Origin of the sequence: Flavobacterium sp. GP15, from assembly GCF_014281985.1 — a bacterium.
GTDB classification, from domain to species: domain Bacteria; phylum Bacteroidota; class Bacteroidia; order Flavobacteriales; family Flavobacteriaceae; genus Flavobacterium; species Flavobacterium pygoscelis.
The window spans coordinates 88,685-115,563 of sequence record NZ_JACFTC010000001.1; the positions used below are offsets into that span (position 1 = coordinate 88,685).

A 26,879-nucleotide genomic window follows, 5' to 3' on the forward strand; every position below is an offset into this window, starting at 1 on the left:
CGTTTTTTGATTGATGATTGATGATTGGTTTAATCTTGATAATTTCTATTAACTAAAACTGTTTTTATAGCATTATAATTTTTACTGAATTTATCTAATGCTTTTTCTCTAAAAGATTGATTTAATTCGGTTTCAGCATCAGAGAGCAAGCTATTTGCACTAACAGTAATCCCTATATTGTTTGGTTGAACAGCTTTGTTTTCGTAGTTCGTGTTACTAATTTCAGCTAACAATTTTTCAGCAGAACTGTATCTTTTAGAAATATCTATGGTATTTCCACTATTTTCAACAGTACTATTTATCGGATTTCTAGTAGATGAATCTTTTAATGCATTAGATTTTTGAATTAGATTACTTTTCGAATTAGTGGCAACAGCAAGAACTCCAGAAGATTTTGGCATTCCGTTTTGGACCGTTTTAGATAAACCTTGCTGTTTTTTTCGAATAGGCTCTCCAATGTGTGTATCGTTTGCTTTTTGCTCAAGAACGATTGGGTTAATCGTTTTTGTTTCGACACTATCAGAAGTGTTAAAATAAAACGTTGAAATCATTAAAAACCCAACAAAACTAGCTGCAATATAAATCCAAGAGAACTTACTTTTTGGCTTTTCGGCAGCAGTTAACATACTATCCAATTTTTCCCAAGCCATTGGCGTCGGTTTTATTTCCCTTACGTTTAATTGCGCTTTAAATTGTTCTTCAAAATTATCTGGTTCCATAACTGTAATTTTTTAACTTGTTAATCTGTCCTTGCAACATTTTTCTAGCATGTGATAATTGCGACTTTGATGTTCCTTCACTTATTCCTAATAAACTTGCTATTTCATTGTGCTTAAAACCTTCGATCGCAAATAAATTGAACACCATTTTATAACCTTCTGGTAAGCCATCGATCAAAAACTGAATATCATTTATTGAAAATTTGCTTTCTATATTATTAAAGCTTTCTTCCAAATAACTTTCCTCTTCGATGTATTTAACTTTTTTATTGACTCTGATAAAAGAAATACATTCATTGACCATTATCCTTCTAATCCAACCTTCAAAACTTCCTTTATTTTCGAAGTTTTGAAGGTTAACAAAAACTTTCATAAAGGCAGTTATCATAATGTCTTCTGCTTGATGTATATCCTTTATATATTGGCGGCAAACACTTAACATTTTAGGAGAAAATTGAGTATAAAGCTGCTGTTGTGCTTGCCGATTATTTTCGACAGCCAACTGAATTAACTCTTTTTCTTGTTGATGTAATTGGATTACTTTCATAAATGATTTCAATGACAAAATTCAATAGTAATAGCAAAAAAAATATTCTTGTTTTAATTGCTTTTTGACATTGAATAAGACTTCTATTAGTATAGACGATAATGAAGACAAAAAGGTTGCATGGATAATTTTAAAAAAGTAAAAAAATATCTAAAAACAAAATTAAATTACTGATTTACAATGCATAAAAAATAATGTAGAGTACAGGATTTTTAATAAAAAAATCAATTATTCAAATTAAACTTATAAATTTTCTAATTCTATAATTTATTTTTTTCTTTCAATTACGTAGTTAACCATTAAGATTAGCGCCTCTTTATATTCAGAGTCAGGATAATTATCCAAAAGAGATAAGGCCTCCTGCTGAAATTCGATCATTTTATTTTCAGCGTAGACTAAACCGTTATTGTTCTTTACGAATGCAATAACTTCTTTAACTCTTTTTTTATCTTTATTGTGGTTTTTTATAGAATTGATCAACCAACTTTTTTCTTTTGAAGTACACGTATTCAAAACATGAATAAGTGGTAAAGTCATTTTTTGTTCTTTAATATCAATTCCGGTGGGTTTACCAATGGCTTCATCAGTATAATCAAACAAATCATCTTTGATCTGGAAAGCCATTCCTATAAGCTCACCAAATTTTCTCATATTCTCCACCTGAACATCATCTTCAATTACAGATTTTGCACCAAGCGCACAACAAGCAGCAATAAGTGTTGCTGTCTTTTTTCGGATAATGTCGTAATAAACGTCCTCGGTAATATCAAGTCTTCGGGCTTTTTCGATTTGTAGCAGCTCACCCTCGCTCATTTCGCGCACAGCGACAGATATGATCCTAAGCAAATCAAAATCACCATTATCTATAGAGAGTAATAATCCTTTAGACAATAAATAATCGCCTACTAATACGGCAATTTTATTTTTCCAAAGTGCATTAATAGAGAAAAAACCTCTTCGTCTGTTGCTATCATCTACAACATCATCATGCACTAAAGTTGCAGTATGAATCAGCTCTATGACACAAGCACCGCGGTAAGTTCGGTCATTTACGATGCCTTCTGAAACCATTTTGGATGTTAAAAAAACAAACATAGGTCGCATTTGTTTCCCCTTTCTATTGACAATGTAATAGGTAATTCTATTCAACAAAGCCACTTGCGAGGTCATCGATTCATAGAACTTTTTTTCAAAAAGTTCCATTTCTTTAAAAATGGGCTGTTTAATTTGAGAGGTGACATTCATTTCGCTTTCAAAGTTACATCTTTTCGTAGTTATAAACAGACTTAAAATAAATTTTACTAATCGAAATTAAAAAAACTTACTCTTAACATTGCTAACCAATTCTTAATTAACAATTCGTCATTGTTAAAGTTTCCTTAATTAGAACTTGTTATCTGACTTCTAAGTTTGCACCACAAACATAACTAGAAAAAAAATGAAAATTTTAAAACAAAATTTACTCTTACTTACATTAGTATTTTGTGCAAATTTAATGAGTGCTCAATCAAAAACTATTCAAGGAAAAGTAACTGATTCTTCTAAATTTCCACTGATGGGAACAACCATTTTAGTCAAGGGAACTAAAAAAACAACCATCACTGATGCCAATGGAAAATTCTCAATTAATACTGAAAAAGGAAATACTTTAGTTTTTACCTTCATCGGTTTTGTAACTAAAGAAGTAGTTGTAGATCGTCAAGAAAATTTAGAAATAACACTTCAAGACGACTCAGTAGTTTTAGGAGAGGTGGTAATTACCGCTTTGGGAATAAAAAGAGAAAAACGCGCTTTAGGATATGCCTCTCAGGAATTAAAATCAGATGATATTAATAAAGTAAACTCTGCTAATTTCGTTTCAAATTTAACCGGTAAAATGTCTGGAGTACAAATTACAGGCTCTGGAAATGGGATTACGAGCTCTTCGAGAATTACTATCAGAGGCGACAAATCATTAAACATTAACAACAACGGACCCTTATTTATTGTAGATGGTATTCCCATTAACAATACCGTTTATGGCGTAGGAAGTTCTGCAACAAATCAAGCCGACTTACCTACTGATTATGGCAACGGAGCTTCGGAAATTGATCAAGAAAATATTGAAAGTGTTAACGTATTAAAAGGGGCTGCAGCATCTGCTTTATACGGCTCTAGAGCAGCCAACGGTGTTATTGTAATAACAACCAAATCTGGAAAAAAGAATAAAGGTTTGGGAGTGACTATTTCTTCTTCTTTTATGACCAGTGAGGCATTGCGACTACCTGAGATTCAAGATCAATATGGCGCGGGTTCCAAACAAGTGTATGACCCAGGAGCCGATACCAATTTAGGACCACGTTTAGGTTCTGGTCTTGCTATACTTCAGAACGGAAGTCCAGGTTATGCAGTGGGCCAAGGCCAAGTTTTACCCTTTGAGTTTAGATACAACTTAAATGATTTTTTTAGAAAAGGAAGTTCAATTTCTAATTCTGTCTCTATTTCTGGATCGGATGAAAAAACAAATTTTAGACTTAGTTACGGAAAAACGACAAGCGAAGATATTGTTCCCAATTCTAATTTAAGAAGAGAAAACATAAGTTTAAATCTAAATTATTCTATTTCAGATAAATGGAAACTCGCAACTGTTGCCACTTATACTAAAAGCAACAGCGATAACACTCCTGTTACAGGTTATGGTAGCCAAGGTATTATGTATAATTTGCTTTGGAATCACACTAATGTAGATTTGGATTGGTTAAAAGAATATTGGATTATAAAAGACGTGAAACAAAACAGCATGTTTGGCTGGGGAGACAATCCTTTTAAAATTGCTTATGAAAATATAAATGCGTTTAAGAAAGGACGCATTTTTGGTAATGTTTCTTCAACATATCAAATCAATACTGATTTTTCCTTAATGGGAAGAATAGGAATGGATAATTCGAATGATTTTAGATGGTCTCGCAGACCAATTGGTTCCTCACGATATACACAAGGAATGTATCGCGAGCAAACTATAGGATTTACAGAATACAATGCCGATATGCTGCTTTCTTACGATCATACTTTTGGTGATTTTTCTGTTAAAGTTTCTTATGGAGCCAATAGCATGAACCAATACACATCCGAAAGTAAAATTGAAGGACAAGGAATAAGTATTCCTGGTATATATAATTTGCAAAACATCAATGTACTGCCTATTCAATCTAGAAATATTTATAAAAAGCGCATTAACAGTATCTACAGCTTAGCCAACATAGGCTATAAAGACTACTTGTATTTAGACCTAACAGTAAGAAATGATTGGTCCTCTACGCTTCCTGTGAATAACAACTCTTATTTTTATCCATCTGCTTCTTTGAGTTTTATTCCAACTTCTTTGTTTGAAATGAATGATAACATTGATTTTTTGAAATTGAGAGTAAACGCAGCATCTGTAGGTAACGACACCGATCCTTATCGATTAGTAAAAACCTATTCTAACGGTTCACTTCCTGGAACTTTGACTAATCCGGACGCAATTTTAAATAGTAATTTAAAACCTGAGATTGCCACATCGTATGAAGCAGGAATTGAAGCCCAACTTTTCAAGAAGAGAGTAACACTTGATGTGAGTTATTATGTCACTAATTCTAAAAATCAAATTGTAGGTTTAGATATTTCACAAGCTTCTGGATTTAATTCGAATGTTATTAATGCGGGTAAAATTCAAAATAAGGGATTAGAATTGGGATTGGGAATTACACCTATTAGAACCAAAGATTTTGAATGGTCGATAAATGCAAATTTCACTAGAAATAGAGGAACTGTAAAAGAGTTAACACCAGGAATTGACAATTACATCATTGCTCAAGGCCCAAGTGGCGGAACAATAGAAGCTCGTGTAGGAGAACGAATGGGCGACATGTACGGGCGTGGTTATTTGAGAAGTCCAGACAATCAAATTGTATTTGACGATATGGGATCTCCGATACTTGATACTAAAATAAAAAAAATAGGAAACTACAATCCTGATTGGATGTTAGGTCTTACTACTAATTTGAAATATAAAAATTTCAATTTCAATGCTCTAGTAGACATAAGACAGGGAGGGAAAATATATTCGATGACAAATTCTATCGGAATGGAAAGTGGCATATTAGCCGTTTCATTACCTGGTAGAGAAACAGGAATAATAGGAAAAGGCGTTGTACAAAATCCAGATGGAAGCTATAGTCTCAATACAACTTCAGTAAGTGCAGAAAACTGGTATTACTCTAATGCTTATAGAAGAGATAATATAGAAGCCAATACGTTTGATACTTCGTATGTAAAATTGAGAGAAGTGAGTTTGAATTATAGACTATCAACTAAATGGATAACTACTTTTAAAATGCAAAATCTAAGCATTGGTTTGGTAGGAAATAATTTAGCCCTTTGGACAAAAGTCCCTAACATAGATCCAGAAACACAAGCAATAAGTGGTGGCACTTTATTGCCCGGTTTTGAAGTTTTACAACTTCCCTCTTCTAGAAATTACGGAATCAAATTAAATGCTTCATTCTAAAATAATAATCATGAAAAAAATAATTTTACTAATAACACTATTCACATTTAGTGTTTCTTGCACCGATGGATTTGAAGAAATTAATACCAATAAAAACCAACCTACTACTTCACAGCCAAAGCAACTTTTACCAAATATAATATTCAATTTAGCAAATAGTAATGTTTCAGATTCATACAACTTTGGAGATATAGTAGCACAATACGGAGGCAATTATGAATACAATGAATTGGATATTTACAATTGGGGTTCAGATGATCGTTTTTGGGAAAAATACAAATGGCTGAATGACATATACGATCTTAAAAAACAAGCCATCGCTTTAAACGATAAAAACTATGAAGCTGTAAGTTTAATTTTAGAAACTTACTCGATGAGTTTAATTACAGATACCTATGGCGATGCTCCTTATTTGGAAGCTTCAAGAGGAGAAGAAGGCATCTTAAAACCCAAATATGATTCACAAGAGGAAATTTACACCCAACTGCTATTGAATTTAGATAAAGCCAATAGTATAATTGACACTAAATTAAAAATCGAAGGAGATTTATTGTTTAATGGTGACATGCTAAAATGGCGAAAATTTGCTAATTCACTACATTTAAGGTTATTGATGCGTATTTCTAATAAAAAAAATGTTAGCCTCACAATAAATGAAATTGTTAGCAAACCATCACAATATCCAATATTTCAGTCAAATGCAGACAATGCTACTTATTTTTATTCTGGAAGTTATCCTAACATTTCTCCAATGAGTGATGGTATCAATAGATTATACGGTTATAATATCGTAATTCCTTCTACTCATTTAGTAAACACCCTAATAGCAAATAGTGATACTAGACTTGACGAGTGGATTGACCCAATAGAAGGTAAAAATAATCATTTAGGGTTGTTACCAGGTCTTACATTAGATAAAATTGGAGAACCTACCAATTATTCTAGAAGAGCCGAAGATTATTTTTATACAAAAACAAAAATAGCCTCACTATTGATGACGTACAGCGAGTTAAACTTTTTATTAGCAGAAGCTAGTCAACGCAATCTTATTACTAATGGTAATGCACAAGGATATTACAATACTGCAGTAGAAGCTTCATTCAAACAATGGAATGTTACGATGCCTTCCAACTACTTAACAACTATTGCTCCTTATAATTCTACCACAGAAGTTTTATATGTACAAAAATGGTTGGCTCTATATCATACAGGAATTGAGTCATGGTTAGATTGGAAAAGAACAGGGAAACCTAGCTTTATAAAAGCAGGACCCGGATCCAAAAATAACGGTAAAGTTCCTAGACGCATCATGTATCCAAGTCTTGAACAATCTGTAAATGCAGAAAACAACAATAAAGCACTACAAAAAATGGGTGGTGATGATATTAACAAAAAAATATGGTGGGATAATTTTAATTAAATAAAAAAAACATGAAAAAAATATTTTTGATATTACTACTTTTTAGTGCTATACATAGTAAAGCACAACAAGCCGAAAACATAATTATCATTACTACAGATGGTTTTAGATGGCAAGAAGCTTTCAAAGGAATGGACGAAAATTTAGCAAGAGATAAAAAATTCAATCAGAACGACAGCAGCTACATTTATAAAAAATATTGGGCTGAAAATCCCAAAGAACGACGAGAAAAACTTATGCCTTTTATGTGGTCTGTTTTAGCAAAAAAAGGACAACTGTATGGCAATAGAACTTTAGGAAATAAAGTTAATAATGCTAATCCGTATTGGTTTAGTTATCCTGGATACAACGAAATCATGACTGGATATGCTGACACATTAATCAATTCGAATAAATATCCTGCCAATCCTAATGTAACCGTGTTAGAATATCTAAATAAACAACCTAAAATTAAAGGAAAAGTAGCCGCTTTTGGAGCTTGGGATGCTTTTGACAATATTTTAAATGAAAAAAGAGCTGGTTTTCCTGTAATATCTGCATTTGATAAAACAGGAGGCAAAAATCCAACAGCGAAACAGCAACTTATTAATGCCATGCTTGCCGATTCTTTCAAACCCTTTCACGAGGAAGAATGTCTAGATGTTTTTACCCATTATGGCGCATTAGAAGAATTGAAAACCAATAAACCTCGTGTGTTATACATCTCTTATGGAGAAACAGATGAATGGGCTCACGCTGGCTTTTACCGTTCTTATTTGGATGCGGCTCATCAAGTGGATGCCTGGATGAAGGAGATTTGGAACTTTGTGCAAAATGACCCACAATACAAAAATAAAACTGCGTTGATTTTTACTACTGATCATGGACGCGGCGATCTCACAAAAGCAGAATGGACTAGTCATGGCCCTGATATAAAAGACGCCTCTGAAATTTGGTTTGCTGCAATGGGACCACAGATTGAAGGTAAAGGAGAAATGACTAATGAAAATCAATTGTATCAAAATCAATTTGCACAAACCATTGCCAAAATCATGGGATATACTTATGAAGCAAAGCATCCTATTTCAAAAGAAATTCCTGGAGTAATTAAATAATTCGACCGTTTAGAAATTTAAAAAAGGGTTTGACAACAGTGTCAAACCCTTTTTATTTTTATAATCTGTAGGTGTTTTTTTTTTAAATTAAGCTTCTTTATTTGCTAACTGTCCACATGCAGCATCTATGTCTTTTCCTCTACTACGTCTCACTTTAACAACAATTCCGCTGGCTTCTAAAGCTTTAATATAAGCATTTATAGACTCTTCTGAGGCTTGTTGAAATTCTCCATCATCAATAGGATTATATTCAATCAAATTAACTTTACAAGGAACATATTTACAAAACTTCACTAATGCATCAACTGATTCTTTATTATCATTAATTCCTTTCCAAACCACATATTCGTAAGAAATCTTGCTTTTTGTTTTTCTATACCAATATTCTAATGATTCTCTTAAATCTGCTAAAGGGAAATTAGCACTAAACGGCATTATTCGAGAGCGAATTTCATCAATTGCGGAGTGTAAAGAAACAGCTAATTTAAATTTAACGTCATCGTCAGCTAATTTTTTTATCATCTTTGGTACTCCAGAAGTCGATACCATAATTCGTTTTGGAGACATGCCCAATCCTTCTGGCGAAATAATCATTTCGATTGCTTTCAAGACATTATTATAATTCATCAGCGGCTCACCCATTCCCATGAAAACAATATTCGATAAAGGATGATTGTAATACAACCTACTCTCTTTATCTATAGCTAATACTTGATCGTAAATTTCTCCAGGTTCCAGATTACGCATTCTTTTTAATCGTGCTGTGGCACAAAAATTACAATCTAAACTGCAACCTACTTGGCTAGATACGCAAGCTGTTGTTCGTGTATTAGTAGGAATTAAAACCGACTCTACAACTAAACCATCATGCAAACGAACGGCATTTTTTACAGTTCCATCCTCACTTCGTTGAATCGTATCTACATTGATATGATTGATGACAAAATTAGCTTCTAGCTTATTTCTTGTTTCTTTTGAAACATTCGTCATATCCTCAAAACTATGCGCCCCTTTACTCCAAAGCCATTCATATACTTGATTCCCACGAAAGGCTTTATCCCCATTCGTAACAAAAAATTCTCTTAATGCTTCTTTCGATAAGGCTCGAATGTCTTTTTTATCAATTTCCATGATGCAAATTTAATGACAATTTCTTGATTTGTTGTTTTGATAATTTGATAACTTTGCTACCAATTGAAAATTATCTAAATAATGCATTTCATTTCCCAAGAACTAGAAGACTACATCGAGCAACATTCTGAAAAAGAACCTGCTTTATTAGCCGCTTTAAACAAAGAAACCTATCAAAAAATTTTACTTCCAAGAATGTTAAGCGGACATTTTCAAGGTCGAGTTTTAAGCATGCTTTCTAAACTTATTCGCCCTGTAAACATATTAGAAATTGGAACTTACACTGGATATTCTGCTTTGTGCCTGTGCGAAGGAATGCAAGAAAACGGGACACTTCATACCATTGATATAAAAGAAGAGCTGGTTGATTTTCAGCGAAAGCATTTTGACAAGTCACCTTGGGGAAAACAAATTTTTCAGTATTTAGGAGAAGCGGTAGATATAATTCCAACGCTACAAACTAAATTCGATCTTGTTTTTATAGATGCCGATAAAGAAAACTATATCAATTATTTTGAATTGATTTTACCAAAGATGAATAAAGGAGGCATTATTTTATCTGATAATGTATTGTGGAGCGGTAAAGTTCTGGAACCTATTCAACCGAATGATATTAGCACAAAGATAATAATGGAATACAATAAATTACTGAAAGAAGATCCTAGAGTAGAAACAGTTTTGCTACCTATTCGCGATGGTTTGACTGTTAGTAGGGTTTTGTAATTAAAAAACAGCATCCAAAAATTTAGAACCTATCTAACAGATTTAGTCTATATTTATTAAAGAGCAATAGTATTATTAGACTTCTAAATATTATAAGTTTGGCTTTGGAAAATACTTTTTTTGTGCCACTTTATATAATTTATACATTAGGAAACCAAAAGTAAATCCGAACAAATAACCCGTTAAAATATCTCCTGGATAATGCAATCCTAGATAAATCCTACTGTAAGCAAATATAAAAGGCCAAAGAAAGATTAACACAAAATATTTAAAATACGATCTTAAAGTAAAATATAAAAAAGAAGCAACTGCCATTGAATTTGCTGCATGTCCAGAGAAAAAACTGAAAGAGTTGCGTACTTGCACCACTCTTATGAAAGAATTGATTTCAGGATTATTACAAGGACGCAATCTTTGAAATCCATTTTTAAATAAATTGGTCATTTGATCCGTAAACGTTACTAAAAGAGCCACAAACAATAAAAGATATAATGTTTGCTTCCCGCCAATTTTTTTAAAAATAACATACAACAAAAGTAAGAAAAGCGGAATCCAATTGCTTTGTTTGGTTATAAACAACCAAAGGGCATCGTAGGTAGGAGATCCTAAACCATTCAAAAAAACCAATAATTCAGTGTCTAAAGAAAGTATTTTCTCTAACATTACATTTGACGTTTTATAGGTCCAGAAACATCTTCAATAATTTCTTTAGTTCCTTCTAACGAGCCATTAACATCGCCAAGTAAGTTTTCTTTAGCTTTATTAAGTTCAGTACTAATATTTACAGCAAAATCATTATACTGAGACGTATCACCCAATAAGTTATCCTTTACTTTATTAATTTCCGAAGTGATATTACCCTGTAAATCTAATAATGATTGTGAATCAAATCCGTTAGATTCAGCTCCTTTTTGAATTTCACTTTTTATATCATTTGTAGCATTCTTTAACTGTGCCATCGCTTTACCCATAGTTCGAGCGACTTCTGGAACTTTATCAGATCCAAACAGCATTAAGATTATAAACATGATAAAAATTAATTCGCCACCACCTATACCAAACATAATTTTATTTTTTAGTGTTACAAAGATATTAAATTTTGAACCTTGTACTTTTAAATATTTCATAAAAAAAAAGACTCTTTTCAGAGTCTCTTTTTTTATGAAATATTTCTTTAGTCAAATTTAGATTTTACTTCTTCTTTTGGCCAAGTATTATTAGTTACATCAATATCAGCTGTTTCTAATTTTGGATCTACTTGTATTTTCTTAATTGCTTTTTCAGTAGCATATACTTTCTTAGCGGTATCATTGTTCTTTCTCCAGATTTGAGCAGGATATTTAAACATTTCGGTTGTATTGTCTTCATAAGTTAATTCAACAATAATAGGCATAATCATTCCGCCAGGTTTATTGAACTCTACTTCATAAAAATACTTCGGAGATTTTAATTTTGTTTTCTCGTCGGCTGTAAATTTTTTATTTACATAGTCTGAGAGTAAATTTACGTCTTCTATCTTAAATGCTTTTTTATTTTTAGCAGATAACTCTCCGCTTGTTCCAGGAACTAAATAAACGAAAGGTCCTTTTTCTTCACCAAAACGTCCTCTTTTTACTATTGCATCCTTTAATTCTTTAGTAGCGGTTTCAGAAACATAATATTGTTTTACCTCTTTTATTCCAATATCTACAAAATCAGTAGAATAAAACCAACCTCTAAAGAACCAATCTAAATCTACTGCCGAAGCGTCTTCCATCGTTCTAAAAAAGTCTTCAGGTGTAGGATGTTTGAACTTCCATCTGTTTGCGTAAACCTTAAAAGCATGGTCAAATAATTCTCGACCCATAATAGTTTCTCTAAGAATATTTAATCCCGTTGCTGGCTTACCATAAGCATTTGCACCAAACTGAGCAATGGTTTCTGAGTTAGACATAATAGGTTCTAAAAATTTCTGATCTCCACTCATGTAAGGAACTATTTTACTTGCTGGACCACGACTAGAAGGAAAATTTGTTCCTAATTCTTGTTCTGCCATATATTGCATAAAAGTGTTTAAACCTTCATCCATCCAAGACCACTGACGCTCATCTGAATTTACAATCATTGGAAAGAAATTGTGTCCTACTTCATGTATAGTCACACCAATCATTCCGTTTTTTATACGCTCACTTACCACTCCATTTTCATCTGGACGACCGTAATTCCAACAAATCATTGGGTATTCCATTCCTTGATCTTCTGCAGATACAGAAACTGCTTTTGGATAAGGATAATCAAAAGTATGAGAGGAATAACTTTTTAACGTATGCGCGACTGTTCTTGTTGCTGTTTCTCCCCAAAACGGATTTGCTTCTTTAGGATATATTGAAACTGCCATTACTGATTTCTCGCCCATCTTAACAGCCATCATATCAAGAATAAATTTTCTTGAAGTAGCTATTCCAAAATCTCTAACGTTTTTAGCGCTAAATTTCCATGTTTTTTTCTTGTTAGAAAACCCTTTTTCTGCTGCTTCTGCTTCCGCTTGGGTAACAATTACAACAGGCTTATCATAGGTTTTCATAGCCAATTCGTATCTTTTTACTTGCTCCGGCGTAAACACTTCGCTTCTATTGGTTAAATCTCCAGTAGCTTCCATAACATGGTCTGCAGGAACTGTAATATTAACATCAAAATTTCCAAAAGGAAGTGTAAATTCCCCTGTTCCCCAGAACTGCATGTTTTGCCATCCTTCAACGTCATTATAAACTGCCATTCTTGGGTAGAATTGTGCAATTACATATAATTTATTTCCGTCTTTTTCAAATAATTCATAACCTGAGCGACCTCCCTCTACTCTATAATTATTGATGTTGTAATTCCATTTTACACCAAAAGAGAATTTCTCTCCTGGTTTCATAGGCGTAACTAAATTGATACGCATCATAGTATGATTTATAGTATAAGACAATGGTTTTCCTGTTGCATCATTTACTGCTTCTATATTAAAACCACGCTCTAAATCTTGTTGTAAAAACTTATTAGCAAAGTTTGCTGCAGGAAAGACTTGCTCCATTCTTTGGCTATCAGCCAACGGAGTTTCTGACGTTTTTGCTGCTTGATTTTGATCTAACTGAACCCATAAATACTCTAAAGTATCAGGAGAATTGTTATAATAGGTAATCATTTCCGATCCTTTTATGCTAGATTTCTTGTCATCTAACTCAATATCTATTTTATAATCGGCTTGTTGTTGGTAATATGCTGGCCCTGGCGCTCCAGAAGCTGTACGAAACATATTAGGCGTTGCTAACAGATCATACATTTGACTAAACTTATTGTTGTCGTATCTTCCTGTTTGTTTAGTGGTTGTGGGTGGATTTTTCTCCTGTGCAAATAATAACGCAGGAAGAAATAATAATAGGGATAATTTTTTCATAGGTTTAATTCTGGTTTTCAGTCTGTGAAAATAATAATTTTATATAAATTTATTGTTAATTATTAATATTTTAACAACCCTTTAGAAGAAGATTCACTAAAAAGTAAGGTGTTTTTGACTCCTAATACATTAAAATGCATAATATTTTGCTGCTCAGAGTTTCCTTCTGTTATAACAGCATTATAAATATCTAACGTATTAATCTTATGTATGTCTTTAATACTAAAATAACATATAAGCACATCACCTTCCATTTCTTTACTTAAAAACTGAATTGGTTTTGCATGACCATTTACTTTGATGTAAAACTTTTCGGCAAGATACTTCTTAAAGAGAGTAAGATCTTCCTCGGTTTCTTTATCAGAACCTAAATTAATTTTCTTTTGGTATTTTTTAGCTAATGAATTATTTAAATCATCTACAAAAATACGAGTGGTTATTTGTATCATTTTCTTTTCGGGTGCGTAATTAACTTGGTACAATGCCACATAAAATTTATGAACATCAAAAGAAGTTAATGTTAAAAATAACATTCCCAAAAAAGTAATTAAAATTGTTTTTTTCATTTTTCAAAAGTAGTTATTCTTTTAAACTCTTCATTCTTGGTGATTAGAAAATCAATCAACATAAACTCATCTTTCTCTTTCAAAAGATTTTTAGACCTTGGGTCGTTTTCACAATAATCCAGAAAAAGTCCAATTTCGCTCGTTTTTAATTTTAAGGTATTCGTAAAAAAATACGAATCTACTCCTTTATACACTGTCTCTGAAAAACTGACAGTCGAACCTGCTTTTTCAACATCTTTCTTGAACATTTTAGAAACCATCTTAAAAATTCGAACAAAATCCATTCCGTTTTCTATAGTTCCATCAGAAGGCATCACTCTGTTTTTTGGTGAGGTTGCAGCATCATCAGTAAACTTTAGATCTACCATACTTTGAGAACTTGGTAGCGCAGGCTTAATTTCGGTTTTCCCTTTAATAATTACTTCCTTTAGTAAAGTAGTTTGAGATTCTAAATTAACAATAAACAAAGGTTTTGAAAAATCCTTTTCTTGCAATACAATCTTTTTAGATTTGAAAGAAGTACTCAAAACCAGCAAAGTATCTTTCGGCATGGCCAAAACATCAAAAAAACCTTGATTACTAATAAAGGTTCGCGTTTTCGAATTTAAATTAAAAACGTAACCGTTATCAACCAATGCGGTTTCGTTTTTGAATTGACCATGCAAGGGTTTTCTATTTTCATTTTGAGCAAAGATAAACTGAGTAAAAAAAATCAAACAAAGTATTTCGATTTTGGTTTTCATTTGGAGGTTGTTTTATATTATATTTTTAGGGAAGTAATTCAAAATTGCAACAAAATCTTTCTATAATTTATTTATTTTTCAAGAACGATAAGTGCTTTATATTCTTGAGCTAAGGTAATCATAAAAAAAGTAATTTCCTCTTCATTTTTAGAAGATAGCACTTTCAAGAAAGCATCATTTTCGACAATGTAGTATTTAAAACCACCAACATATTCAGAAGAAATACCTAATCTAGTAGTAAAAAAATCGTCTGTATACAATTCTGATATCTTATTTAGATTTATTTCTTTTTTTTCTAGGACTACCAATTTCTTCAACCTTTTTGTCCTGCCATTAATCTTGTTTATCAATGGATCAAGTTCCATCGAACCACCCAATAAACCTAACAACATAATTGGTTTAAAATCACCAGCGGTTTGTAGTTGTCGCTCTGCTGGAGAAAAACTTTTTGGCGCTTTAGACATTATCCCTAATGAAACTGCCGAAAATTCCTTTTTACTAACAACTACTTCTTTAAGCGGTGTTGTTTTCGGAGACATTTTTACAAATAATACTCCAGAGGAAAAAGTAGTTAAATTAATTTGTAACCGATGGGATTCTAGGTTTAAGGAAGTAAAAACCAAAACATCATTTATTTTAGCAGAAATAAAAAAATCACCAACTTTATTACTAACGGCTGTTTTATCATTTGCTGTGTTTAGAATGTTTACACCGCTGGCAGCAATTGAGTCTACAATAATTTTACCTTGCAGCATTTTTTCAATACCATTTTGGCCAAAAGAAATTTGGCTCATAAAAGACACAAAACCGATTATCAGTCTATTTATTTTCAACGGCAATTATTTGTTTATAATTTTCTGCAAGTTTTACAACTAAAAAAAGAGTTAAGGTTTTATTTTTAGCAATTAACGCATTGGCAAAATCAGCATCATCAATGCAGTAATATTGAAATCCCTTAATGTAATCTAAAGGGATTTTTAGCGTTTCCAGATAATATTGTTCTTCATACAACACATCCATTCGCGCTAGCAACTGTACTTTTTTCTCTACTATAATTTCTTTTTTCAACATGGCTTTGCGTCCCGAAACAGAATTAAGCAATCCATCGATTCCTCCTCCAGAAGTTGCTGTATATAGTTTTCTTTCGGCGGCTGTATATTTTTTCTGGCCATAAGGAATAATTCCTAAACTTTCTGCTGTAATAGCAGATTCATTTATTAATACTTCTTTCAAAATAATACTTTTGGCATGCATCACTACTTGTAAGATCTCTTGAAGTAAATCTTGATCTGTAACTTTGCGACGTAGAGTTTCTAAATTTACTGCTGAAAAAACAATAATATCACCCGTTTTAAGAGACAGGATAAAGTTTCCTTGCGCATCAGAAACCGTGGCTTTTTGAGTTGTAAAATTCACGATATTTACTTTATCAACAGCAACAGAATCTGCAAAAATTCTTCCTTTCATTTCTTTTATAATAACTCCTTGTCCCAATGCAGCATGCATCAAGAACAAAAACATCAACTGTAGCGTAATTTTAATTTTCACGGGCAATTATTTCTTTGTATTTATTTGCTAATTCTGTAAGCAAAAAGGTAATTGTTGATGGATTCTTAGATTTTAAAATCGAGACAAATTCATCGTTTTCAACGGCGTAATATTCAAAACCTTTTACATATTCCGAAGGTATTTTTAATTTACTTACCAAATAATCATTAGAAAACATACTTTCTAATTGAAATAAATAAAGTTCCTTCTTTTCTACTTTAACTTCTTTCTTGAGCATTTTGGTTCTTCCAGAAATCCAATTAAGCAATGGATCTGCCGAAATAGAGCCACCTACCATTGTACCCGCATTTGCTGTTGCATTGAGATTATTAGCCGTATTTAACCTTCTTTCAGCCGGCGTATACACTCTTTGTCCACTTGGAATAATCCCTAAAGAAACAGCGTTAATACCATTTCTAACGACCACTTCGTTTAATTGATTGACTACGGGTTTCATCCTAACTACAAACAATGAAGTTTGAAAATCTTCATTAGACAAAACCACTATCGTTTCTCTAAATTCTGTTGCACTAAATAATAATGTATCACCAACTGTAGCATATAAAGAAAAGATACCGTCACGATCAGAAACAACTGCTTTTTGTGTCTTTTTATTTATAACGTAAACATCCTCTAAAACCATTTTTTCTGCACTTACTTTGCCTTTCAAAAGTACCTGATCCCTTTCTTGTGCCTTGATTTGCATGGTAGAAAAGATTAAAAATAAACACACAATTCTAATCATAGTTAGGAAGCTGAATTTTGATTCACGGTAAAAGTATCCTAATGCCTTCTAAATTAACTATTAATGACTTGGTAAAAAAATGTTAATTAAAAACTTGAAATATAAAAAAGGGATCAATATCTTTAGCCTAAATATACCTCTCTAATATGAAAAACATACTAATAGCAAGTACATCAACACTTGCAAACGAAGAATTCTTAGACTATTTATTACCCGAATTAGAGCATCATTTTCATAATTGCACAACAATTCTATTTATTCCTTATGCCAGACCTGGTGGAATTTCTCATGATGATTATACAGCAAAAGTAGCAATGGCTTTTGCCAAAATAAACAAAAAAGTAAAAGGAATTCATGAATTTGAAGATGTTACATTCGCGCTAAAAAATGCAGAAGGAATTTTTACAGGCGGCGGCAACACCTTTGTCCTAGTATCACAGTTGCATAAAAAAGGCCTAATGACAACTTTATCTGAAGTGATAAAAAATGGAACCCCTTATTTAGGAACTAGTGCCGGAAGTAATATTTGCGGACTTACAATGCAAACCACTAATGATATGCCAATTGTTTATCCACTCAGTTTTCAAACTCTTGGAGTTATTCCTTTTAATTTAAATCCACATTATTTAGATCCAGACTTAAACTCCAATCACATGGGAGAAACTCGTGAAACTAGGATAAAAGAATTTCATGCTTACAATACTGTTCCTGTTTTAGGACTACGAGAAGGCAGTTGGCTTGATGTTAAAGGAGAAAAAATCACTTTGAAAGGAAATCTAAACGCTCGTGTTTTTAAACAAAACCAAGTACCAGAAGAATTAGAAGCAGAATCCGACCTTAGTTCTTTAAAATAAAACTTAAAAATAGAGACCAATCTGTTTTTTTTTATTTAAGATAGAAAATTAAAAAACCTCAGATGAAAGTTTGAGGTTTAAATAAAAAGATAATAAAACTCAAAAAGGTTTTTAAACAAAAAAGCCTTAAACAAAAGTTTAAGGCTTTAGAGCGAAAGACGAGGCTCGAACTCGCGACAACCAGCTTGGAAGGCTGGAGCTCTACCAACTGAGCTACTTTCGCATTATACAGTAAAAAATTTTCAAATTAAATTTGAAACTAAGAGCGAAAGACGAGGCTCGAACTCGCGACAACCAGCTTGGAAGGCTGGAGCTCTACCAACTGAGCTACTTTCGCATTAACAACGGTGCAAATATAATTAATAAGTTTGCTTGAATGCAAGTTTTTTTATTAAAAAATCTAAAACATAGCGCGAAATACTTTTCAATAAAAGTACTTTTAGAGGCTAATGAATTTAATATTAAAATATTATAACGCTAGAAGCTTCCAAAAATAATTTTAAAAAAAATGAAAAAAATAAAAAAAATCAGTGCTTTAGAGACTTATCCGGTAAGACATCCGGTGCTTCGTGAAGGAAAATCAATAGAAAGTTGTCATTTTGATGGAGACAATTTAGAGACTACGATTCATTTTGGATTGTATTTGCAAGATAATATCATAGGAGTTGTATCAGTATTCGAGTCAAAAAATGAAATTTTTACGAATAAAAAACAATTTCAAATCCGTGGAATGGCCGTTTTAAAAGAACAACAGAGGAAAAAATTTGGAGCAGAATTGATTATTGCTACCGAAAAACATTGTTTTGAACAAAAGCCCTGTTTAATTTGGTTCAATGCCAGAAAAGAAGCTATTGAATTTTATAAAAAAATGGGATATAAAACCAATGGTTTATCTTTTGAAATCAAAGACATCGGAACACATATTATTATGTCTAAAAACTGCTCTTCTTCATCTTAGAATTAAAAAAAAACTGGAATACGGACTAATTCAATGATTAAAAAATAGAATTGTTTTACCTTTAAATGAGATCATTAAAAGGATCAATACAATCGTTTTAAAATAAAATTTCCTTGTTGATTCCCTATTCAAAAAAAGGGAATCGACAAGGAAAAATAATATGGAAATAAAAACAAAATATTCAAAAGAAAAAGATGATTTTAATTTCAAATAAGAATGTTCGAATTTATGAAATTGATTTGATTCCGAATTTAGAATCTCTAGAAGGATGATAAATAAAGAAACAAGATTTATCTTTTATTACATTAATGATGTCTTTAGACAATTCAACTGGAACAGCAGGACAACCTTGACTTCTACCTAATCTATGATTGTTTTTTATAAAAGATTCAGAAACATAATCTGCAGCATGCATCACAACTCCTCTTGCTCTTGCGTTATCATTAACTCCTTTTTCTAAGCCATCTAATCTAAGAGACATACCGTGTTTTCCGTTATAAATTTCTCCTGTTGAATAAAAGCCTAAACTACTTTTATAAGATTCATTGGCATTTGAGAAATTGGAAGCAAATTCTTCACCGGTATTTCTTCCGTGAGCAACAAGAGAATTAAACAATACATCACCTGTAATTACATTAATTACCCAAAGTCTTTTAGTATTAGAAGACAAACTAAAATCAATTAAAGTTAAAATCTCTTTTTTAATTAATCCTTTTTCTTTTAAAGAATAGTACCCTTTTAAAGCTACTGCAAAGCTTTCTAATTTTGGCAAGGCAAATTTACTGGAGTGCAAATTATTATAAGCTGATTCAATTTTAGCCTCTACATTGGTCTCTACGACTTTCGAATAAAGGACAGGTTTAGTAGTTTTAGTTTCAGAGAATGAAGCTCTATTAATAGTAAAGGAAGCAAGTACAAATAAAATAGTAGGAATTATCGTATAAATCATTGATTTTCTTTTAGTTATAAGTGTTTGGGTTTGCAAACGTAAGAAAAAATAAAGAGCGAAAAATGTATTTAACACAATTATACTACTGTTACAAAGAAAAATAGTACTAATAATTCAACGAATCACTAAAAAAACAAAACTTCTTATGTTAATTTGGTTATTTTTGTTTGGATTAAACCATTAAAATATGTCAAAACCACATTCATTCTTGCTATTTTTTTTATTATTCTTAAATCTTAGCGCTTTTAGTCAAAAAAAGACACTTTTAACAAAATTTACTACAGAAAACATAATTATTGATGGAAAAATAGAGGAAGAAATATGGAAAACAGCAGCTCTTGCATCTGATTTTGTTATGTTTGAACCTGATAATGGCAAACCGATAAATGCAACAAAAAAAACTGAAGTGAAAATTGTCTATGATAACGATGCTATTTATATTGCAGCCTTACTTTATGATGATGAGCCTACTAAAATTAAAAAAGAAATCACCAATCGGGATGTTTTTGGTGTCTCTGATCATTTTTCGGTTTACATAAATGGATTTAACGATGGACAGCAGGATTTCCGATTTTTTGTAAGTGCAGCAGGCGTGCAAATGGATTGTATAGCCACTGAAGATTCTGAGGATTTTACTTGGGACGCTATTTGGGATAGTCAAGTAAATATAACTGATTTTGGTTGGATTGTAGAAATGAAAATTCCGTATGCTGCTTTGCGATTTTCTAAAGCGAATAAACAAACATGGGGTTTGAATTTTATGCGAGAAATTAAAAGAGACGTACAAAAATATACCTGGAATCACATTGATACAAAAATTGGAGCAGTGATTCCGCAAGCAGGAATACTTGAAGGAATTGAAAACATAAAAACACCTACTCGCCTATTTCTGATTCCTTACACCTCAGCCTACTATCAACAAAGTGACATTGGCTCTGACACTACCCTAAAAGCGGGACTTGATATCAAATATGGCATCAACGATTCCTTTACATTAGATGCTATTTTAGTACCCGATTTTGGACAAACAAAATTTGATAATGCTATTTTAAATTTACTCCCTTTTGAACAAAAATTTGAAGAAAACAGACCCTTTTTTACTGAGGGAACAGATTTATTTAACAAAGGAGGTTTGTTCTATTCCAGAAGAATTGGAGGAGAACCAAGTACGTATCCTAATCTTACGGATGAGGAAGAAATAACAAACTATCCTAGCACAGTGAATTTATTAAATGCTGTAAAAATATCTGGGCGTACAGAGAAAGGATTAGGAATAGGCTTTTTGAATGCCATTACAGAAAAAACGAAAGCGACTATTTTTAATTCCTTGACCAACGAAAAAAGAAAAGAAGTTATTGAACCTTTAACAAATTACAATGTTTTAGTACTCGACCAAAGATTCAATCAAAATTCCTCTGTTTCTTTTGTAAATGCCAATACTACTAGAAATGGAGAATTTAGAGATGCTAATACTTCTGCCTTAGTTTTTGACCTGAACACAAAGCAAAACACCTATAATTTATATGGAGATTTTAAGTTTAGCCATGTAAATACGCTTGAAGATTATAATGGATACAAAACAGCATTAAACTTTGAAAAAACAAGTGGAAGATATCGTTATTTATTTTCAGGAAAATACATCTCAGAAAACTATGATATAAATGACTTAGGAATTGTTTTTTACACCAATTACCACAGTGCTCTTGCAAATGGAAGTTATAGAATATTAAATCCAACAAAAGTATTTAACACCTTAAAGATTGAACAAGAACTTAATTTAGAAATTCAAAATACTACGGGAAAAATTCAAGAAAACTGGTATAAAACGGTATTCAAAGGCACCTCATTAAACAATGATTATTTTGAGTTAGGAATTGTTTTAAACCCACTAGAATCCTTTGATTTTTATGAGCCACGCGAGTACGGAAGTTATGTATATATACCAAAAAGAATTGCTTCTTATTTTGGTTTTGAATTGAATAGAAATAATCCATTAACGCTAGACATGACGGTCAATTTCACAAAATATGATGAACAAAAAAGAATTACAAGCGGATTATACATAAGTCCAAAATATAGATTTAATGATAAAATATCATTGGCCTACGCATTAGAATACACCAAAATGAAAAACGATCGAGGTTGGGTTGACTCTAATAATTCAGGAATTATTTTTACCGAACGCAATCGGGAGATCCTTCAGAACGATCTTACCGGAAAATATTCGTTAAACAATAAAATGACTATAAATCTTACTGCCAGATATTATTGGTCCTATTCTAAAAACCATGATTTTTTTACTTTACAAAACAACGGTTACTTGGCTCCAAACAGCACTTACAATTTAAATAAAGACCGAAATTTTAATTCATGGAATTTTGATTTATCCTATTCGTGGTGGTTTGCTCCAGGAAGTGAAATTTCAGTTTTATACCGTAATTACGGTCTTGAGAGAGCAAGTACGGTAGAAAAAGAGGTGTCAAAAAATCTTAAAAACATTTTTAATAGTGATCTTACCAATGTACTTTCAATAAGCTTGCGTTATTTTATTGATTATAACGTTATAAAAAACAAATTTTAATTTTTCTATAATAAATTGTAACAATGACTTAAAAAGAGAGTCTATTAAAAAAACTATTAAGTACGTCGGCAACTTGTTCCTATCATGCTATTTTGGTTTTATAATCATCATCATCAATCAAAATATGAAGAACTCGCTTTTACTTTGTTTTTTATTCATTTCCTTATTTGGCTACAGCCAAAAAAAAATCTTACAGACTAAATTTATTTCAGAAAAAATTGAAATTGATGGAAAGCTTGACGAAACTATTTGGCAATCGGCTCCAATTGCTAGTGATTTTGTTATGTTGACACCGGATAATGGAAAAAAAATCCCAGAAAATAGGAGAACTGAAATTAGAGTATTATATGATAACGACGCTGTATATATAGGTGCTTTATTATATGATGAAAGTCCAGATAAAATCTTAAAAGAAATTACTCAAAGAGATAATTTTGGTACTTCGGATCTTTTTGGTGTTTTCATAAATGGGTTCAATGACGGGCAGCAAGATTTCCAGTTTTTCGTAAACGCAGCTGATGGTCAAGCCGATTGTATTACCACTGATTCTAATGGAGAGGATTATTCCTGGGATGCCGTTTGGAAAAGTAAAGCGGTTATTACAGACAAAGGTTGGGTTGTAGAAATGCGAATCCCTTATGCAGCGTTGCGGTTTTCAGCAGAAAACAAACAAACTTGGGGTCTTAATTTTTTTAGAGAAATTAGACGAGATCGACAAAAATACACTTGGAATTTTATCGATACCAAATTAGGAACTTTTACCCAACAAACAGGAATTTTAGAAGGAATTGAAAACATAAAACCACCTACTCGTCTTTTCCTTTTACCGTATTCTTCATTTTATATAAATGCGAGTGATAAACAAAAAACAAAAGGAACTCTAAAAGGAGGTTTAGATCTAAAATACGGAATAAATGATGCTTTTACGTTAGACATGATACTTGTACCCGACTTTGGGCAAACAAAATATGATGACAAAGTCCTTGTTTTAGGTCCTTTTGAACAACAATTTAATGAAAACAGACCTTTTTTTACAGAAGGGACAGATTTATTTAGCAAAGGTAACTTGGTTTACTCGAGACGAATTGGAGGAAACCCAAGCATCTATCCAGAAATTAATAATGATGAAGAAATAATTGATAATCCTGCAAGCGTAAATCTTATAAATGCTTTAAAAATATCAGGCAGAACAAAAGAGGGATTAGGAGTTGGAATCCTAAATGCCGTAACCGAAAAAACCAAAGCTACCATAAGAAATAATAACACACAAGAAGTAAGAAATGAAGTAGTTGAACCCTTAACCAATTACAATGTTTTAGTTTTAGACCAACGTTTTCGCAAAAACTCATCAATTACTTTTGTAAATACAAATGTAACACGAAATGGCAGTTACAGAGACGGAAACGTGAGTGCTTTAGTTTGGGATTTAAATACTAAAAAAAATACATACAGCCTAACTGGAGATTTTAAATACAGTTTCATCAATGATATCGAAAACAAAAAAGGAGTTAATTCTCAATTGAATTTTTCTGAAACTAGTGGAAAGTTTCGTTATGGAATTGGTGCAGACATCACTACCAAAGATTTTGACAATAATGATTTAGGAATTAATTTTGAAACTAATTATTATAGTTTATACGGAAATGCCAGTTATAGGATTCTCAACTCTACCAAACATTTCAATAGTTTTAGCGCACGATTCGATACCTATTCTCAATTTCATAAAGAGAGTGGAAAAATTCAATCGGGAAACCTGAACTTTCAAATTAATGCAAATGATAAAAAAAATAGATCTTTATCAATAGGAATTGATGCTAACCCAGTAGAAACTTATGATTACTACGAATCTCAACAAGCTGATAAATATGTAATTCTTCCTGCTAAAATTGGAGGATTTATTTATATATCAACGAATTATAACAATAGGTTTGCAATAGATTTTAATCCCTCTTATGCTATTTTTAATGAATCTGGACGAACAACCTATGGTTTTGATTTCGGTCCTAGATACCGTTTTAATGATAAGTTATCCATTAATTATAATTTCAGCTTTTTTAGAAGAAATAATAACAAAGGACGTATCGACAGTATTGACGATGATCTAAATACAAACACACCAAACACCGTCATTTTTGCAAATAGAAACGTTATAACATATGCCAATACTTTTTCAGGAAAATATGCTTTAAATAGTCAAATGTCTTTTAATATTTCTTTACGTCATTATTGGTCTTATGCTGAAAATAAAAACACCTTAGCATTACAAAATAACGGAAGACTTACAAATTTTGCAGGATACACCACTAATAAAAATTCTAGTTTCTATTCTTGGAATGCTGATTTATCTTATTCGTGGTGGTTTGCGCCAGGCAGTCAAGTTTCTGTCTTGTATCGAAATAACGCAGGTGCTTTTGAAAGAAATATTAATAAGGATTTTAGAAATAATGTAACTAATTTATTAACTAATGACGCTTTAAATCATACCTTTTCAATTAGCGTTCGTTATTTTATTGATTACAATCAAGTTAAAAATAAATTCTAAATCCATTTATTTTAAAAAAAAGCCCTTTTGATTTTACATTAATCATTTTATTTTAACCAAATCTATATATCTTCAATAGTTAACTGAATTGGCGCTAAGGTTTTTAGAAATACTTTATCTTTGTTTAAAATAACTTTGTGATGAATAAAAAAGTAATTCTTATGATTTTGGACGGTTGGGGAAAATCTCCAGATCCAAAAATTTCTGCAATCGACAACGCTAATGTTCCTTTTATAAATAGCCTATATAAAAATTATCCACATGCTCAACTTCGAACAGACGGTTTGAATGTAGGATTACCCGAAGGTCAAATGGGAAACAGTGAAGTGGGACACATGAATCTTGGAGCTGGTAGGATTGTATATCAGGATTTAGCCAAGATTAATTTGGCCGTGGCCAATCATACTCTCGCTAAGGAACCTATATTAGTAGATGCTTTTAAATATGCCAAAACACACAATAAAAAAGTACACTTTTTAGGGCTACTTTCAGATGGTGGCGTACATTCGCACACTTCGCACTTACGAGGTTTGATAGATGCTACGCAAGAACATGGATTACAAAAAGTTTATGTTCACGCCTTTACTGATGGTCGAGATGTGGATCCGAAATCAGGCAAACATTACATTCAAGACTTACAAGATTATATAGCCAATACTTCCGTAAAACTAGCTTCGATCATAGGTCGTTACTACGCCATGGATAGAGACAGAAGATGGGAAAGAATAAAACTAGCCTATGATCTATTAGTCAACGGAATTGGAACTCATGTTACAAATGCCGTAGCATCTATCGAAGAAAGTTACGAAGTTAATGTCACCGACGAATTTATTCATCCTACCGTTATCGTAGATGCATTTGACAAACCACTCGCCACTATAGAAGAAGATGATGTGGTTATTTTCTTTAATTTTAGAACAGATCGAGGTCGTGAGCTAACAGAGGTTTTAACTCAAATGGATTGTCACGAACACAACATGCACAAATTAAACCTGTATTATGTAACACTCACTAATTATGACGAAACTTACAAAAATATAAAAGTCGTTTATAATAAAGACAATATTACAGAGACCCTTGGAGAAGTTTTAGAGAAAGCGCACAAAAAGCAAATTAGGATTGCGGAAACAGAGAAATATCCGCATGTAACATTTTTCTTTTCTGGTGGTAGAGAATTGCCTTTTGAAGGAGAATCTCGTATTTTAAAAAATTCTCCAAAAGTAGCTACTTATGATTTACAACCAGAAATGAGTGCTTTTGAATTAGCAGATGCATTAGTCCCTGAACTGAATAAAGGAGAAGTAGATTTCGTTTGTCTTAATTTTGCCAATGGCGACATGGTTGGTCATACCGGAATAATGAGCGCTGCAATACAAGCTTGTGAAGCGGTTGATAAATGTGTCGAAAAAGTAATTTCAGCTGCCTTAGCAAATAATTACACCACCATAGTTATAGCAGATCATGGGAATTGCGAAACCATGATTAATCCTGATGGAAGTCCAAATACAGCACACACCACCAATCCGGTACCAATTATTTTAGTAGATAAAGAGTTGAAAAAAATTCAAAATGGGGTTTTAGGAGATATAGCACCTACTATTTTAGAGTTAATGGGAATTGAAAAACCTAATGTTATGACACGTCATTCTTTGTTATAAATAAAAAATAAATGCATAAATGCTATCTCAAAAGGATAGCATTTTTTTTATAGAATACTTTAGTTATAAATTTTGTTGAACTAGTACTTCTGAATTCTGCCAAACAACGTAGTTAAGGTGCCTCAAGCATTAAGAATAGTACAAAAATACAGTGA

General features: G+C 32.0%; 22 protein-coding genes and 2 tRNA genes. 9 read left to right on the forward strand and 15 right to left on the reverse strand.

Going from position 1 to position 26,879, the window contains the following annotated elements:
• Positions 1-29: 29 nt before the first annotated feature.
• The 3 genes from H2650_RS00420 to H2650_RS00430 form a co-directional block, all read right to left on the reverse strand.
• A complete protein-coding gene (locus H2650_RS00420; RefSeq protein ID WP_188048789.1) occupies positions 30-719 on the reverse strand; it encodes a hypothetical protein in 690 nt (229 codons plus the stop codon).
• Entirely contained in the window at positions 706-1,266 is a 561-nt protein-coding gene (locus tag H2650_RS00425) for an RNA polymerase sigma factor (protein ID WP_188048790.1), read from the reverse strand. Before H2650_RS00425 ends, H2650_RS00420 begins: the two co-directional genes overlap by 14 nt.
• A gap of 267 nt (positions 1,267-1,533) precedes the next feature.
• Positions 1,534-2,511 (reverse strand): polyprenyl synthetase family protein, encoded by a 978-nt coding sequence (locus H2650_RS00430; RefSeq protein WP_188048791.1) that lies wholly within the window; start codon positions 2,509-2,511, stop codon positions 1,534-1,536.
• Between the two features lie 193 nt (positions 2,512-2,704).
• Here H2650_RS00430 and H2650_RS00435 point away from each other — a divergent pair, with 193 nt between their 5' ends.
• From H2650_RS00435 to H2650_RS00445, 3 genes are read left to right on the forward strand one after another with little or no spacing between them, the layout of a single operon-like run.
• The gene (locus H2650_RS00435) at positions 2,705-5,794 is read left to right on the forward strand and encodes a SusC/RagA family TonB-linked outer membrane protein (RefSeq protein ID WP_188048792.1); all 3,090 of its coding nucleotides are present in this window, start codon (positions 2,705-2,707) and stop codon (positions 5,792-5,794) included.
• A gap of 10 nt (positions 5,795-5,804) precedes the next feature.
• On the forward strand, positions 5,805-7,214 hold the full coding sequence (locus tag H2650_RS00440) for a SusD/RagB family nutrient-binding outer membrane lipoprotein (protein ID WP_188048793.1): 1,410 nt from the start codon (positions 5,805-5,807) through the stop codon (positions 7,212-7,214).
• Between the two features lie 11 nt (positions 7,215-7,225).
• The gene (locus H2650_RS00445; protein ID WP_188048794.1) at positions 7,226-8,308 is read left to right on the forward strand and encodes an alkaline phosphatase family protein; all 1,083 of its coding nucleotides are present in this window, start codon (positions 7,226-7,228) and stop codon (positions 8,306-8,308) included.
• Positions 8,309-8,395: 87 nt separating this feature from the next.
• Here H2650_RS00445 and rlmN read toward each other — a convergent pair whose 3' ends face one another.
• Positions 8,396-9,439: a 23S rRNA (adenine(2503)-C(2))-methyltransferase RlmN gene (gene rlmN, locus H2650_RS00450; protein ID WP_188048795.1), complete on the reverse strand. Its 1,044-nt coding sequence runs from the start codon at positions 9,437-9,439 to the stop codon at positions 8,396-8,398.
• Positions 9,440-9,520: 81 nt separating this feature from the next.
• Here rlmN and H2650_RS00455 point away from each other — a divergent pair, with 81 nt between their 5' ends.
• Positions 9,521-10,162 (forward strand): O-methyltransferase, encoded by a 642-nt coding sequence (locus H2650_RS00455; RefSeq protein ID WP_188048796.1) that lies wholly within the window; start codon positions 9,521-9,523, stop codon positions 10,160-10,162.
• Positions 10,163-10,252: 90 nt separating this feature from the next.
• Here the strand turns inward: H2650_RS00455 and H2650_RS00460 are convergent, their stop codons facing one another.
• The 8 genes from H2650_RS00460 to H2650_RS00495 form a co-directional block, all read right to left on the reverse strand.
• Positions 10,253-10,825: a phosphatase PAP2 family protein gene (locus H2650_RS00460; RefSeq protein ID WP_188048797.1), complete on the reverse strand. Its 573-nt coding sequence runs from the start codon at positions 10,823-10,825 to the stop codon at positions 10,253-10,255.
• Positions 10,825-11,226, reverse strand: coding sequence for a twin-arginine translocase TatA/TatE family subunit (locus H2650_RS00465; protein ID WP_188049495.1), 402 nt, complete (start codon positions 11,224-11,226; stop codon positions 10,825-10,827). The genes H2650_RS00460 and H2650_RS00465 overlap by 1 nt, the downstream gene beginning before the upstream one ends.
• Positions 11,227-11,336: 110 nt before the next feature.
• Positions 11,337-13,580 (reverse strand): M1 family metallopeptidase, encoded by a 2,244-nt coding sequence (locus H2650_RS00470; RefSeq protein ID WP_188048798.1) that lies wholly within the window; start codon positions 13,578-13,580, stop codon positions 11,337-11,339.
• 62 nt (positions 13,581-13,642) lie between these two features.
• Positions 13,643-14,146, reverse strand: coding sequence for a DUF6702 family protein (locus H2650_RS00475; RefSeq protein ID WP_188048799.1), 504 nt, complete (start codon positions 14,144-14,146; stop codon positions 13,643-13,645).
• Positions 14,143-14,889 carry a hypothetical protein gene (locus tag H2650_RS00480; RefSeq protein WP_188048800.1) on the reverse strand — a complete coding sequence of 249 codons (747 nt, stop codon included), beginning with the start codon at positions 14,887-14,889 and terminating at the stop codon, positions 14,143-14,145. The genes H2650_RS00475 and H2650_RS00480 overlap by 4 nt, the downstream gene beginning before the upstream one ends.
• 71 nt (positions 14,890-14,960) lie before the next feature.
• The gene (locus tag H2650_RS00485; protein ID WP_188048801.1) at positions 14,961-15,722 is read right to left on the reverse strand and encodes a hypothetical protein; all 762 of its coding nucleotides are present in this window, start codon (positions 15,720-15,722) and stop codon (positions 14,961-14,963) included.
• Positions 15,709-16,437 (reverse strand): carboxypeptidase-like regulatory domain-containing protein, encoded by a 729-nt coding sequence (locus tag H2650_RS00490; RefSeq protein ID WP_370566785.1) that lies wholly within the window; start codon positions 16,435-16,437, stop codon positions 15,709-15,711. Before H2650_RS00490 ends, H2650_RS00485 begins: the two co-directional genes overlap by 14 nt.
• On the reverse strand, positions 16,427-17,143 hold the full coding sequence (locus H2650_RS00495) for a carboxypeptidase-like regulatory domain-containing protein (RefSeq protein ID WP_255462773.1): 717 nt from the start codon (positions 17,141-17,143) through the stop codon (positions 16,427-16,429). Before H2650_RS00495 ends, H2650_RS00490 begins: the two co-directional genes overlap by 11 nt.
• 185 nt (positions 17,144-17,328) lie before the next feature.
• Here H2650_RS00495 and pepE point away from each other — a divergent pair, with 185 nt between their 5' ends.
• Complete coding sequence (gene pepE / locus H2650_RS00500; protein WP_188048803.1) at positions 17,329-18,036, forward strand: dipeptidase PepE; 708 nt, start codon at positions 17,329-17,331, stop codon at positions 18,034-18,036.
• Positions 18,037-18,186: 150 nt separating this feature from the next.
• Here pepE and H2650_RS00505 read toward each other — a convergent pair.
• Positions 18,187-18,259 (reverse strand) — tRNA-Gly (locus H2650_RS00505).
• A 41-nt stretch (positions 18,260-18,300) separates the two neighbouring features.
• Positions 18,301-18,373: transfer RNA gene (locus H2650_RS00510), tRNA-Gly, on the reverse strand.
• 171 nt (positions 18,374-18,544) lie between these two features.
• Between H2650_RS00510 and H2650_RS00515 the strand changes: the two genes are divergently transcribed.
• The gene (locus tag H2650_RS00515; RefSeq protein WP_188048804.1) at positions 18,545-18,994 is read left to right on the forward strand and encodes a GNAT family N-acetyltransferase; all 450 of its coding nucleotides are present in this window, start codon (positions 18,545-18,547) and stop codon (positions 18,992-18,994) included.
• Between the two features lie 226 nt (positions 18,995-19,220).
• Here the strand turns inward: H2650_RS00515 and H2650_RS00520 are convergent, their stop codons facing one another.
• Positions 19,221-19,943: a murein L,D-transpeptidase catalytic domain family protein gene (locus tag H2650_RS00520; protein ID WP_188048805.1), complete on the reverse strand. Its 723-nt coding sequence runs from the start codon at positions 19,941-19,943 to the stop codon at positions 19,221-19,223.
• A gap of 187 nt (positions 19,944-20,130) precedes the next feature.
• Here H2650_RS00520 and H2650_RS00525 point away from each other — a divergent pair, with 187 nt between their 5' ends.
• The 3 genes from H2650_RS00525 to gpmI all read left to right on the forward strand — a co-directional run bounded on the left by H2650_RS00525 (position 20,131) and on the right by gpmI (position 26,724).
• Positions 20,131-22,524, forward strand: coding sequence for a DUF5916 domain-containing protein (locus H2650_RS00525; protein WP_188048806.1), 2,394 nt, complete (start codon positions 20,131-20,133; stop codon positions 22,522-22,524).
• Between the two features lie 124 nt (positions 22,525-22,648).
• Complete coding sequence (locus tag H2650_RS00530) at positions 22,649-25,066, forward strand: DUF5916 domain-containing protein (RefSeq protein ID WP_188048807.1); 2,418 nt, start codon at positions 22,649-22,651, stop codon at positions 25,064-25,066.
• 140 nt (positions 25,067-25,206) lie between these two features.
• Positions 25,207-26,724: a 2,3-bisphosphoglycerate-independent phosphoglycerate mutase gene (gene gpmI / locus H2650_RS00535; RefSeq protein WP_188048808.1), complete on the forward strand. Its 1,518-nt coding sequence runs from the start codon at positions 25,207-25,209 to the stop codon at positions 26,722-26,724.
• Positions 26,725-26,879: the final 155 nt, after the last annotated feature.

Bases quoted from the DNA above. Each gene is read 5' to 3' on its own strand.
- rlmN (WP_188048795.1), bottom strand. From the start codon at position 9,439: ATGGAAATTGATAAAAAAGACATTCGAGCCTTATCGAAAGAAGCATTA.
- gpmI (WP_188048808.1), top strand. From the start codon at position 25,207: ATGAATAAAAAAGTAATTCTTATGATTTTGGACGGTTGGGGAAAATCT.
- H2650_RS00430 (WP_188048791.1), bottom strand. From the start codon at position 2,511: ATGAATGTCACCTCTCAAATTAAACAGCCCATTTTTAAAGAAATGGAA.
- H2650_RS00440 (WP_188048793.1), top strand. From the start codon at position 5,805: ATGAAAAAAATAATTTTACTAATAACACTATTCACATTTAGTGTTTCT.
- H2650_RS00495 (WP_255462773.1), bottom strand. From the start codon at position 17,143: ATGCAAATCAAGGCACAAGAAAGGGATCAGGTACTTTTGAAAGGCAAA.
- H2650_RS00460 (WP_188048797.1), bottom strand. From the start codon at position 10,825: ATGTTAGAGAAAATACTTTCTTTAGACACTGAATTATTGGTTTTTTTG.
- H2650_RS00480 (WP_188048800.1), bottom strand. From the start codon at position 14,889: ATGAAAACCAAAATCGAAATACTTTGTTTGATTTTTTTTACTCAGTTT.
- H2650_RS00470 (WP_188048798.1), bottom strand. From the start codon at position 13,580: ATGAAAAAATTATCCCTATTATTATTTCTTCCTGCGTTATTATTTGCA.
- H2650_RS00435 (WP_188048792.1), top strand. From the start codon at position 2,705: ATGAAAATTTTAAAACAAAATTTACTCTTACTTACATTAGTATTTTGT.
- H2650_RS00520 (WP_188048805.1), bottom strand. From the start codon at position 19,943: ATGATTTATACGATAATTCCTACTATTTTATTTGTACTTGCTTCCTTT.
- H2650_RS00475 (WP_188048799.1), bottom strand. From the start codon at position 14,146: ATGAAAAAAACAATTTTAATTACTTTTTTGGGAATGTTATTTTTAACA.
- pepE (WP_188048803.1), top strand. From the start codon at position 17,329: ATGAAAAACATACTAATAGCAAGTACATCAACACTTGCAAACGAAGAA.
- H2650_RS00465 (WP_188049495.1), bottom strand. From the start codon at position 11,226: ATGTTTGGTATAGGTGGTGGCGAATTAATTTTTATCATGTTTATAATC.
- H2650_RS00420 (WP_188048789.1), bottom strand. From the start codon at position 719: ATGGAACCAGATAATTTTGAAGAACAATTTAAAGCGCAATTAAACGTA.
- H2650_RS00515 (WP_188048804.1), top strand. From the start codon at position 18,545: ATGAAAAAAATAAAAAAAATCAGTGCTTTAGAGACTTATCCGGTAAGA.
- H2650_RS00530 (WP_188048807.1), top strand. From the start codon at position 22,649: ATGAAGAACTCGCTTTTACTTTGTTTTTTATTCATTTCCTTATTTGGC.
- H2650_RS00455 (WP_188048796.1), top strand. From the start codon at position 9,521: ATGCATTTCATTTCCCAAGAACTAGAAGACTACATCGAGCAACATTCT.
- H2650_RS00445 (WP_188048794.1), top strand. From the start codon at position 7,226: ATGAAAAAAATATTTTTGATATTACTACTTTTTAGTGCTATACATAGT.
- H2650_RS00425 (WP_188048790.1), bottom strand. From the start codon at position 1,266: ATGAAAGTAATCCAATTACATCAACAAGAAAAAGAGTTAATTCAGTTG.
- H2650_RS00525 (WP_188048806.1), top strand. From the start codon at position 20,131: ATGTCAAAACCACATTCATTCTTGCTATTTTTTTTATTATTCTTAAAT.